Here is a 12841-nt window from a genome sequence, read left to right on the forward strand (position 1 = left end):
ATTAAAACATCACAGATGTTTGTACGAACACGGATAAAGCAATGTGTTATTTTGTTGGTAAAGTTAAGGTAAAAATGTGTTATTTTGCCTATTTTACCTCAATTCTCTTTCAGTTAGTGTTGAAAATGAATCATTTTATTCGTTAATTAAAATACGCCTATTGGATTTGGCTACTACCTTAACGATTACAAAGACTGTATCGTATTTCCTAAAGCTACTCTTCAATTGCCTTTCAATATAGCACGAACACAAACAAGGTCTATGCCTCAATCACTCAGCTATTTTACTAAGTAGTGCCAAAGGCTTTGCCTAATATACCCTTGGCAGAGCCTGCATAATGCCTGTTTATCCTTATTGCTGATAACTAAAACGTGTTTTTCTACTAATATCAAAACTCAGGGTAAACCCTTGATTTTTAAATCAGGGGAAAGCCCTGAATTATATAGTACAAAAAAAAACCAATTTTGTGCTATTGTTAATTATACTATTCGGGTATAAAATTTAATTTTTTGTGGTGAGTTTTTAACCTCATATCAAGCATTACGTAAACAATATTCCAATAAATTCATTGCAATGAAAACAACTTTACAAAACAGTAGCCCACCATTTGCGGGCAAAATCAAAATACTTCAATGGTGTTTTATGGTATTATTATCGGTGACTACAACCCTCGATATAATTGCACAGAAAGCTACAGGAGCAACGCAAAAAATAACGGGAAAGGTTGTGTCTGGACAAGACAACCAGCCTGTGCCTGGAGCTAGCATTATGGTAAAAGGTACTACAACAGGTAGTACGGCTGGTGCTACAGGCGAATTTGCGATAGAAGCAGGCAGTAACGCCACTTTGGTGATTAGTTCGATTGGCTATGCTTCGCAAGAGGTGAAGGTAGCAGGACGAATGAAAATCAATATTACATTAGTTGAAAGTATTTCTTCATTAGATGAGGTAGTAGTAGTAGGGTATGGGTCACAAAAAACACGTTATTTGTCAGGCTCACAGACAAATATTGGTGAAACTGAAATCAAGAAAACCGTAAATACCACCCTCGACCAAGCCCTTCAAGGACGAGCCGCCAACGTATACGTAGCCAGTAACTCAGGAAAACCTGGAGGAGCTTCGTCGGTGTATATTCGTGGGGTGTCGTCTATCAATGGAAATACTCAGCCAATGTATGTGATTGATGGTGTTCAGATTATGCCTCCCAATAATACTGATTCTGATGGGCAATCAAATATCTTGGCAAGTCTAAACCCCGACGATATTGAGTCGATGAACGTACTAACGGGCCCTTCGGCACAATCTATCTATGGTTCAAGGGCATCCAATGGGGTAATTGTTGTGACTACCAAGAAAGGGAAATCTGGTGATGCAAAAATTAATTTCACTACAATGTATAATTTCCAGACCCTTCCAAAACAACTGCCTGTTATGAATTTGCGTGAATACGCTACATATAGCAACGCTTGGGCAGATGTAGCAGGATATGGCCGTCAGGGGGAGTTTTCAGACCCTTCTATTCTTGGTGAAGGAACAAACTGGCAAACCGCTTTATTCAAAACTGCTGCCATGAAAAAACAACAGCTTTCTTTTAGTGGTGGCAACGACAAAACGACGTATTACCTTTCGGCCGAGCTGATGAATCAAGATGGCCTTGCTCCAAATTCTGGTTTCGATAGAAAATCACTTCGCTTGAACCTTGAAAACAAACTCAGAAATAATTTAAAAGTAGGAACAAATTTGTCGATTTCGGGAACAACCGAAAATCTATCTATTGGCGACGACCAAATCATTAGCACTGCTATTCAGCAATCGCCCGCTACACCACTTTACAATGGTGATGGATCATGGGGTGGGCCACAAAATATCACACCGACCACACCTTCTTATGTTTTTGTGACCAACCCCGTAGCCCTAGCTTATACCAACAGCAATGTGTATAAGCGTATAAGTACTTTTGGGGCTATTTATGCCGACTTTACACCCCTCAAAGACTTTGTATTTCATGTAGAGTTTAATGGTACTTTTGGCAACGACACAAGGGCTATTTTCAATCCTTCATATCAGTTTGGTACTAACAATACTACTTTGGGGGCTACTAACCCTGTTACGTCATCGAGAAGATACGCTAGTAATACCTATTATTGGAGTACCAACCAACGGGTCAATTATACCAAAAAAATCCAAAAACATGATATAAATGTAACCGTAGGGCATGAGTCGCAGTACAATTTTTATGAAACGCTTTCTGGACAAGTTACAGGGTTTACTAGCAACAATATTCCTGAATTATCGGCTGGCGACCTCAAAACGTCGATTAGTGGTAGTGGCCGAGATGCTAGCTCTCAAGAATCGTATTTTACTCGTTTGGGATATATTTTCGATGATAAATATATTGTTCAAGCAACATTCCGTGCCGATGCTTCGTCTAACTTTGGCCCCAACAACCGCTGGGGATATTTTCCATCTGTTTCGGCAGCATGGCTGGTATCGCGCGAGGCTTTTATGAAAAATGTAAGCTTTGTTGATGATTTAAAATTGAGAGTAGAAATGGGTACTACAGGTAACCAGTATTATGGAAAGCCGATTTATGCAGCGTTAAATACGATTCCTACCCAATCGGGACAAGGTTTTTTGGCGGGTAATTTTGCCAACCCCGATTTGAAATGGGAAAGTACACAATCATATAATATTGGGTTTGATTTGCACGCACTGAAAAACAGGGTACAAATTGTATTTGATGCCTATTTAAGAAAAACAAGTAACCTCATTACAGAGCTGCCTTTGCCAGCCTATGCAGGTACTACAGGTACAGGTGCTATTAGCTCGCCTGTAGTAAACCTTGGAGATTTAGAAAACAAAGGTTTGGGTATTTCAATCAATACCGTGCCAATTGAAGGAAAAACGGCTCATTCATTGACATGGAAAAGTGGTTTTAATATTTCATTTGATAGAAATAAATTGTTGAAACTGAATACTGAACGTGCTTTTGCTAGCCGTAAGCCTTGGTTTACCGATGTGATTTCTCGTTCTGATATTGGTCAGCCGCTTTGGCAGTTTTATTCATACAAATACGACGGTATTTTCCAAAACTATCAGCAGTTAGTAAATAGTGCTGTTCCTGCCAATGTACCTATTAGTCGCGATGGCGTTTGGGTTGGCGATGTAAAATTTGTGGATGTCAATGGCGACAAGGTTATCGACGACCAAGACCGCACTATTATTGGAAATCCTTGGCCAAAATTCACTTTTGGTATCAATAACAGCTTTACGTATGGCAACTTCGACTTGTCTATTTTTATGCAAGGAACTTACGGAAATCAAATCTTTAATCAGTTGAAACTGAATAACTCGGGTTTTACCAACCTTATTAGAGGAGCCTATAAAGAGGTAATTAATTTTGCCCGACCTAGTAGCTACGACGAGTCGGCTACCTTGCTCAACCCTGGCACACAAGTACCACGTGTAGGTAATACGCCCAACGGAAACGGCCGTGCTACCGACAAGTTTATTGAAGATGGCTCATATTTGCGTGTAAAAAATATTACACTGAGTTATTCTTTACCAAAAGCGATTCTTAAAAAATACTTGCCAATCAATGGTCTTCGGCTAACAGCTGGCGTACAAAATGCGTTCACTTTTACCAAATATTCAGGTTATGACCCAGAAGTAGGCAATGCCGCCAATGTTCCTGGTTTTGATAATGGACGTTATCCTTCCTCAAGAATGTACACATTCAGTTTGTCAGCAGACTTTTAATAGCGGTATATTTTACCATAATCAATAGCAATACCATGAAAAAATATACGATTTTAAAGCCTTTATTTATATTCTTCACTATTTGTGGTTTGGCAAGTAGTTGTACCAAAGATTTTCTTGAACGCCCACCATTGAGTAACCTTACGGCAGGTACATTTTTCAATACCGATGCCGAGCTTTTGGCTTCAACTGGGGCATTATATAACCAAGTTTGGGCAGGAGCAAACGGCCAATCGCTTTTGGCTTTTGGCGATGGGCGTGGAGGTAACTTTTTTACGCCTTATGTAGCCGACTGGCTTCAGTTTTGCTCATTTGCCGTATCCAATACCAACGGAGCTCTCAAAGACTCGTGGTCGTCTTTTTATAATATCATTGCTCAGTCCAATGTTTTGATAAGCAATGTAAATACTTATTCAAAACCAGCGGTTTCGCAGGCTGCCAAAAAAACGGCCATTGGCGAAGCTCGTTATATGCGTGGTTTGGCTTATTCTTTTTTGGTACAAAATTGGGGGCCAGTACCTATTATTACGGATAATATCAAGCAGGGTGGCGATACCACTTTGTCGAGAAATACCGTAGAAAGTGTTTGGGAGTTTGCCATTCGTGATATGCAATATGCTGTGGCAAATTTGCCCGTTAGTACTACTGGAGGGCGATTGAGCAAATACTCGGCCGAAGGAATGTTGGCAAGGTTCTATTTGACACGTGCAGGGTTGGGCTCTACCAATGGGCAACGCAACCAAATGTATTTGGATAGTGCCAAGTATTATGCCAGAGACGTAATCCAGAATAGTCCTTACAAACTGATGGAAAATTACGCCGATTTGTTTTTTACTAAAAATAACAACAATTCCGAGCAATTATTTGGTTTGCAGTGGGTGCCTCTCCGCGACCCTTGGGGTGTGGGTAATACTTTTCAATCGCAGTTTGCTGCCAATAGTACTATTACTGGAGGAGCTGACGGATGGGGGGGCGGTCATGGTGCTTCGGCCGACTATATTTTGAACCTAGACCCGCTAGATTCTTTACGAAGAAAAGCAACTTTTATGTTTCCAGGCGACCACTATCCTGAGCTAAACAAAAAAGGAGGAGGCTGGACACAGGGTATTCCCGATGCTGGTACATACAGTAACCTTGCTCACTTCAAGAAATACATAGTGGGTAGTCCCGACGACAACGATGGCAAAGGACAAATGCAAGCCACTGGCAACAATACTTATATGCAACGCTTGGCCGATGTGTATTTGATTTATGCAGAAGCTATATTGGGCAATAATACTTCTACTGCCGACCCCGAAGCTCTCAAATATTTCAATGCTGTACGGAATAGAGCAGGACTGCCTTCGGTAACGTCTTTCAATATTGATAAACTTTTGCATGAAAGAAGATATGAGTTTGCAGTAGAAGGCGATGCTTGGTACGACATCATTCGGCTATACTATTATAACCCTACCAAGGCAAAAGCAATGATTAATGCTCAACAAAAAGGCGATTATAAGCTTGAGATCAAACCCGGAACTTATGCCTTTAATCGTATCCGTGAATTTACTATTACAATTGTAAATCCACGTACTTATACAGTTAGCGATGCTACGATGTTTTTGCCATACCCTGATACCGAAATGGCAATGGCTCCAAACCTCCGAAAACCACCTGTACCATACAAGTTTTAGGACGGCTAGTTTATTGGCCAAGAGGCGTATTGAATGCCAAGTTACTCTTGGTGTTATTTTAAAAGAGAAGGTATAAGCTCCTTTAGAAAAATCTTAGAAAAATGAAAAAAATAATGAATCATATATTATGTAAGCTGGGCTTGATGGTTGTCTCCATTGTTGCTATCATGTCTTCTTGTAAAGAATCCGATTTAGATGGCGTTTCGTCTTCGGGGCAGCCTGTTATCAATAGAGTATATGTACTAGATACCGTAGCTCGCCACAAAGACAGTACAATTGTTGGAGCAGAGCCTAATACCTTGCTAGTAATTAATGGACAAAACTTAGGAGGTGTAATTAGAGCCTATTTTAATGAGTACGAAACCTCATTCAATACCAACTATAATACCAATACCGACTTGATTATCAGACTGCCTGCCGATGCCCCAACCGACTCGACGGCTACCAATAAAATCCGTTTGGTGACTGCCCGTGGGGAGGCTATTTTTGCCTTTAAGGTTATTGCCAAACCCAATGTTGCATCTTATGATATTGTTAATTTTGGAAAAGGTAGAGGTAATATTACTTTCAAAGGGAAGAACTTTGCCGATGTTACCAAGGTGGTTGCTTATGCAGTGCCTGCAAGCCCAACTACACCAGTCAAAGACAGCCTTATATGTACGATTGTATCAAAAGCTACCGACAAATTGGTGGTGAATGTGCCAACTACCACTTTGAGCCGTATTACGTTTCATATTACCAATTCGAGTGGTACAACCCGATACGCCGATGAGTTTGTGAATGCCGATGTAGCGTTACCTGTTTTTACAGAAGACTTTGGCCCTATTTCTAGTGCCGATGGACAAGGCGTTTGGACGGGCGATTCATGGGGAAATCCTGTGACGGTTAATTCAGACCAAGCCTTTGCAGGCAAAAAATCTGTTTCGGTAGCATTTAATGTGGGTGGGTGGTCGTGGTTTGGCTTTACTAGCTGGTGGCCACGTTTTTATTATACTTCCGAATATAAGTATTTTACTTTTGCAATTAAAGGTGGTGCTTACGACTTACCATTGTGGATTACCTCTGATGCCTCTAAGGCGGGTTTTGCAGAATTTACTGACAAAAACCAAATTTTGGTAAGAGCCAAAGTATGGAATTATTATAAAATTGCTATTGCCGACCTCGATTTTATGTATTCGGGAAGTATTGTGCCACGTTTGGGCTTCCGACCAAAAGGACCAGACAAAGCTGATTTGATTTACCTTGATGATATTATGTTTGTCAAATAAATAAAAGTACTGTAAAGAGAGTTGTTTTTGGATTAAATAATTCATTATTAGGTATTTGATTCATGGCTTTGTTTTATAATATCACTGATAAATACAGCTCAAAAGTACAAACAAAATAATAGCAGATAGCCTCATAAACCTGAATGGTAGATGAGGCTATTTTTTTGTAAGAAAACTCATTTTTAAGGCTAACATTGGTCATTATTTAGTTGGAGTTCCTACGCTAATTTTGAGCTATCTATTTAGAGCTGTATAAAGAATTGTAAGAATCTTAGGTTGAGTTTTTTGATACTGGAGGGAGTGCTCATTGAACGCTTTGCCAGATATATTTCATGAACAAACAGCCTTTTTTCTAAATACCAAAACCTGCAATAGCACGTAAACTTTCGTACAGTACTAGCTATCCATAAAGCTCATAAAAGAGGATAGAGCTACTAAAATACATTTGTTATGACACGTTCAAATACATTTAATTGGGGAGGAGGCATTGTGCTAACTTTTATCCTATTTGCTGGATTTATTGGTACTATGGTATATCGGATGGTATCGCAGAGGGTTGATTTAGTGGCCGATAATTATTATCAGCAAGAGGTAGTTTATCAACAACAGATAGAAAGAATAAAGAATACCTCACGTTTAAATCAAAAAAATATAATGACCTATTCAGAAACAAATAACACTGTGAGAATTGCCCTTCCTACTTATATCCAAAAAGGAGAGGTAACATTTTTTCGTCCTTCCGACAAAAATCTTGATTTTTCGGTACCTGTTACAAGCCAAAGTAACTCATTACTGACTATTCCGACCAATAACTTGAAAAAGGGCTTGTGGAAAGTACAGGCTACCTGGACAGACGGCCGAGAAGAGTATTATTTGGAAGACGAAATTATGGTGAAGTAATTGACCACTAACACAAACATCATGGAAGTAACCCTACTTTTTGTAGCATTTGCGACAGGGCTGGTTGGTAGTCTACATTGTATTGGTATGTGTGGCCCCATCGCTTTGGCTTTGCCTGTGGGTGGTTTTTCGGCAAGAAAGGCATTTGTAGCAAGGCTTACCTATAATATAGGTCGTATTTTGGCGTATGCAAGCTTAGGGTATATTTTTGGCTATTTTGGGCTAGGTTTACAATGGGCGGGTTTACAACAATGGCTTTCTATTTCGATTGGGGTGATAATGTTTGCCTTGTTGTTTTTTCATCATCTTATATCATTATCAAGGTTTCAGAAAATACTAGCCAGTACCAAGCAGCAAGTAGGACGTGTTATTCAACAAAAATCGTTTTTGGGGTTTTTTGTTTTGGGTGTTTTTAATGGCTATTTACCTTGCGGAATATTGTATATTGCCTTGGCTGGAGCTACGGCTACATCTACGCCTTTGTATGGTGCATTGTATATGATAGCTTATGGGCTGGGTACTTCGCCAGCACTTTTGGCTCTTGGCGTTTTGCCTCAAATCTTCAAAAGTACTTTTCGGATACGATTTCAGAAGGTCGTACCTGTATATTCTTTTTTACTAGCTTTATTTTTTGTGATAAGAGGGCTCAACCTCGGGATTCCTTATGTAAGCCCCAAATTTGATACAGCACCACAATCTAACCAGATACCTATTTGCCACGGAACAGGCACCGCCACAAGGTAGTGTTACCGTATAATCTTTCCTTTTTTTTCAATATTGTTTTCCGTTCAAACGTTTATACATTTGTCAGAGAGAGTATTTTATACCGACTTTGAATTAAAGATTGTCTTACACAAAATGTATAAAATTTTGAAAATAACAGCCCTTTTTTTGGCCCTTTTGGGCGGTGGATTCTGGTATATGAAAGAATATCCCAAAATAGCTCTACAACACGCCACAATAGAAATTGATACTACTAAGCTCAAAAATCGTTTGAAGCTAACGCCCGCTTTTCCTTATAAAGTACTTCAAGAAAAGAATAGTATTCAGTGGGAATCGTTGCCCAAATTTAGTCTGCCCGAAAAATTTACATTGGTATTTCAAGGAGCTAGAATGGCCAACGAAACAGTGCCAGAGGCTTTGTTGCATGGATTTACGCATTTAGATGCTTCTCGAATGCGTGATAATGATTTTAGCACTTTGCCTATTAAAAAGCGAGCATGGTTGATGGGGGCTAATTATTTTAACCAGTTTGGCTCACGATTTGCCGACCACGGTGCGGGCGGAGCAGACCCTTTTTGGGATACTGACGAAAAATTTAAGTTTTATCTAAGCAATTTAGGAGGGTTGTGCGAAAGTCATTTTCATGATTGTCCACCACAGGGATATTTAGCTACTGTAGATATATTTTGCTGGGATGTCGAAAATGTATGGTACACCCCCTCAAGGCAAGTTTTAGCTCCTAATTCGCCAGGTTTTGCGATTCCTGATGCACAGTTTGAGCAAGCCTACAAAACCGCAATGGCCAAGAAATACCGAATGATGTTGCAGGATGCTAGAAATAGCTTTATAAAAACTACCAGACTCGGAAGTTATAATCCTGGTTGCCCAACCGAAATCGGTAATTTGAACCCCGAAAATTATACCAATATTCATAATGTAACGTGGCTTTGGCGAGAGCCCGCTGGAGCAGACGGCAAAAATTTTACAGATTATATGGATTTCCAAACACCAGGGGGGTATTTTACACCAGATAATGTAAAATACAATGATGGAATGTATATGATTGTAGCCGACCAAGAAGTAAATGCCAAATGGTCAAAAATTCCACGTATTCCTTTGCAGTGGGTTTTTACTACCCCTCCCAACTCGTTTGAAGTACCATTGGCTTGGGCAGAAGCAATGCCTATTTTTACCTTTTTGTCGGGAGCTAAAGGAGCTTGGTTTTGGGACGATATGGACAAAATGGTGTCCAATCAACCAACAGAGTATAATCTATTTCGTAATTTTTCGGGCTATCATGCTTATATATCGGGTTTGTATCGTTTGAGTAAACACAATGCTCTGCTTTCGCAGAATTTCGAGCCTATTATTCCAGAAGTATCTTTTGATGGAGGAAAAACCTTTCAAATCCTCAATGCAGCCGAACTTAGTAAAAAATCACTGCCTATTGTAAGGGCTGTTGTAACTAACAACAAAATTTTATTAGCAGCATTTAACCCTGCTGCCAAATCAGCACAAGACAAAGTGTCGCTGGTAGTACGAAGAGGTAAATGGATGGACGTAATTACGTTAAGAGGACAACAAGTATTATTAGGTGAAGCGACATTGTAAGTATTTGGATTTGCAAGATTTGAGGATTTAAAAATTCTGATGATAATATTTATAGGTAGCAAATAGACTATTAATTCATTTGCTACCTATAAGTAATAAGGGTGCTATTAAATTTTACGAAGCAAAAGCTTTTTCTATCCTAGCTATACCGTCGAGTAGAGTAGCACGTGGACAGCCAAAGTTTACACGGAAAAAGCCTTCTCCTTTGAATATTTTTCCATCTACCACACGCAAGCCATTTTCAAGAAGAACTTCGTTGATATTACTAATTCCTGTACCTCGTGCATCTATCCAAGCCAAATAAGTAGCTTCTAACTTATTCATTTTTAGGCCATCAATCGCATTAATTGCCTTGTGTAAAATATCATGGTTTTCTTTAAGATACGCTACCAATGCTTGTCGCCAAGGCTCACAATCTTTGTAAGCCGCATAAGCTGCCTGAATCCCAAAGCGATTGAGTTCTGGAAATACGCCTGATTTAGCCCAAACAAACTTTTCTCTCAAATCTGGATTAGCAATAATGGCTACCGAACAGCCCAAACCCGCAATATTAAAGGTTTTGCTAGGAGCCATAAGGGTAATAGTATTGTTTTCGGCTGCGGTATTTAAGCTTGCCGTTGGAATATGACGTAGATTTTCTTCCAGAATTAAATCACAGTGTATTTCGTCTGAACAAATAACAATATCATGTTTTTGGCAAATAGCCACCAATTGCTCCAATTCTTCGCGGGTAAATACTGTTCCTCCGGGGTTATAAGGATTACATAGCATAAATACCTTCGTTTTGGGTGTAATAGCTTTTTCTAATGCCTCAAAATCAAAAGTCCAGCGGTCGTTTACCAGTATCATATCGGTAGTAATAAGCTTTTTGCCAGCCCAAGCAGGACTCTGATGGAAAGGCCCATATACAGGAATACTAGTAAGTACTTCGTCGCCCATGTCGCCAACAGCCTTATAGCTTGTTGTAATACCAGGTACCAATCCTGGAATCCAGACTTGCCATTCGTTTTGTATTTCCCAGCCATACAAATCCTTCATTCGTTGCGTAAAAAGGTTTTTGAGGGTATCGGGTACAAACGAATAACCCATAACGCCATGTTGTGCTACTTCTATGAGCGAATCCAAAATGGGTTGAGGGCATTTAAAGTCCATATCTGCCACAGGCATAGGCAATACGTTTTCGGGGTCACGATTAAAATCCCACTTAAATGAATCAGTATTTCTTCTATTGATGATTTCGTCAAAATTGAACATAAGAGAATGCAAATAATAAAGAGTTTTTGGGTGTTGGTTCTGCCTGCTAAATTGAGCGGGCTTATTTGATATTATGATACTTTGTTCTGTAAATAAAAAAAATGACAATTAGAACATCTTGCTGAGGAGTCTATTTCATATTTTTTAGATAAAAAGTAAATAATGGTATTTGGTATATACCCCAAAGTATGTTTTTGGTATGTGCCTTATTATCAAACAGCTGATAGTTGGTTGGCCAATTAGTTTGTTTACTTGGCTTCAATTATACTACTTATTTTTGGAAAATAATAATGAAAGTAAGGAAGCAAAAGCCATAATACCTGCAATAATCAGAAAGGCATTTTGATAAGAATGGGTTTTGTCAAAGATATATCCTGTAACTATTGGCCCCAAAAATGCCCCTGCCGATTCAAACATATTGATAGTTCCACTGATTTTTCCTGCCGACTTTAGTCCAAACGTTTTGATAGTAAGTACATTATATAAAGAATAAATACCACCCCAACTCAGGGCCATTCCTGCTGTAGACCAATAAACTAGCTGGGGATTGAGCGAAGCAAAGCCAAACACCGAAATTGTCATTAAAATACAACAAGAAGTAAAAACATGATAGGTATTAAAATAGTCAGAAGTAGACGTAATAAGTAATTTGCCTGCAAAGGCTACGCCAAAATAAAGGGTTAAGGCAAAAGTGGCATCTTGCTTTGAATAGCCAAGGTCGGTAATATGCAAAAACAAATTGGATACCACACCCAAAAGCCCATAAAAAGTAAGAAATCCACAGATACAAATAAGCCAGAATGTTGCTGTTCGAGAAGCCTCCTGAAAGCTCATGCCTTGTAAAAGTGGCTCGGCAGAAACAGTATTTTTCGATTGTGTACGTCCTTCAAATGCACTAATTTGCATTTCTTGTGGGGAACTTTTTACGACCAATAAAATATAAATAAACAACAAAGCCGGGAAAATAGCTAAATGCAGGAAGGTTTCACGCCAGCCATAGCAAGCCAACCACGATTGAATAATATTGGGAAAAACAAAACTGCCCAAACTTGTACCTGCCAATGTAATACCTAATGCCAAACCTTTATATTGTTTAAACCAGCTAGATACCAAAATAATAGCCGAAACCGAGCCAGACAACGTATAGGCTAATCCAAACAAAAAATGCAAAAAGTAGGCTTCGGCTTTGCTATGAATCATGCTGTATAGGCTCAATGCCACGGTAAGAATCAGGCTACCCGCCAATAAAAGCCTTTTTACCCTAAATTGATCAATCAACATACCCGAAAAGAATATCAAAAGAAAGGCCGTTGCATTAGGAATAGAGTCGCGTAGCTTGAGCTCGGAACGAGTCCATTTAAACTCATCAAGCAATACTCTGTCAAATACCGAAATCGTTGTAGATGTTAAACCATTGATGACAACTAAAATGATTAACCCCGAAAAACAGATGATAAATGGATAATATTTTTGTTTCCAAGCATTGGATAAAAGTGGCTTCATCTTGATGTATTTTGAATTGACTGTGGATATACAGTCTTTGAAATATCTAGTTTTAATACAAAAAAGGGTAGAACTCAGTTCCGCAAGTACTCAGATGGCTAATTATTTAGTTTGAGCATAGTAAAATCTTGAGATTAGTTTATAATTTGT

At 39.1% G+C, this 12841-nt stretch carries 8 protein-coding genes; 6 read left to right on the forward strand and 2 right to left on the reverse strand.

Features of this window, described 5'->3' with window-relative positions:
• Positions 1-573: 573 nt before the first annotated feature.
• The 6 genes from FLEMA_RS0108135 (at position 574) to FLEMA_RS0108160 (ending at position 9934) form a co-directional block, all read left to right on the forward strand.
• Complete coding sequence (locus FLEMA_RS0108135) at positions 574-3759, forward strand: SusC/RagA family TonB-linked outer membrane protein (protein ID WP_052354023.1); 3186 nt, start codon at positions 574-576, stop codon at positions 3757-3759.
• Between the two features lie 35 nt (positions 3760-3794).
• Positions 3795-5432: a RagB/SusD family nutrient uptake outer membrane protein gene (locus tag FLEMA_RS0108140; protein ID WP_026995040.1), complete on the forward strand. Its 1638-nt coding sequence runs from the start codon at positions 3795-3797 to the stop codon at positions 5430-5432.
• A gap of 113 nt (positions 5433-5545) precedes the next feature.
• On the forward strand, positions 5546-6700 hold the full coding sequence (locus FLEMA_RS67950; protein ID WP_144080058.1) for a hypothetical protein: 1155 nt from the start codon (positions 5546-5548) through the stop codon (positions 6698-6700).
• A gap of 450 nt (positions 6701-7150) precedes the next feature.
• On the forward strand, positions 7151-7600 hold the full coding sequence (locus FLEMA_RS0108150; protein ID WP_026995041.1) for a FixH family protein: 450 nt from the start codon (positions 7151-7153) through the stop codon (positions 7598-7600).
• A gap of 21 nt (positions 7601-7621) precedes the next feature.
• Positions 7622-8344 carry a sulfite exporter TauE/SafE family protein gene (locus FLEMA_RS67955; protein ID WP_044171108.1) on the forward strand — a complete coding sequence of 241 codons (723 nt, stop codon included), beginning with the start codon at positions 7622-7624 and terminating at the stop codon, positions 8342-8344.
• 114 nt (positions 8345-8458) lie between these two features.
• On the forward strand, positions 8459-9934 hold the full coding sequence (locus tag FLEMA_RS0108160; RefSeq protein WP_044171109.1) for a hypothetical protein: 1476 nt from the start codon (positions 8459-8461) through the stop codon (positions 9932-9934).
• A gap of 114 nt (positions 9935-10048) precedes the next feature.
• Here the strand turns inward: FLEMA_RS0108160 and FLEMA_RS0108165 are convergent, their stop codons facing one another.
• Both FLEMA_RS0108165 and FLEMA_RS0108175 read right to left on the reverse strand, forming a co-directional pair.
• Positions 10049-11188 carry a MalY/PatB family protein gene (locus FLEMA_RS0108165; RefSeq protein ID WP_026995043.1) on the reverse strand — a complete coding sequence of 380 codons (1140 nt, stop codon included), beginning with the start codon at positions 11186-11188 and terminating at the stop codon, positions 10049-10051.
• A 267-nt stretch (positions 11189-11455) separates the two neighbouring features.
• On the reverse strand, positions 11456-12691 hold the full coding sequence (locus FLEMA_RS0108175) for an MFS transporter (protein ID WP_026995044.1): 1236 nt from the start codon (positions 12689-12691) through the stop codon (positions 11456-11458).
• Positions 12692-12841 lie beyond the last annotated feature (150 nt).

Origin of the sequence: Flectobacillus major DSM 103 (genome assembly GCF_000427405.1) — a bacterium.
Classification (GTDB): Bacteria; Bacteroidota; Bacteroidia; order Cytophagales; family Spirosomataceae; genus Flectobacillus; species Flectobacillus major.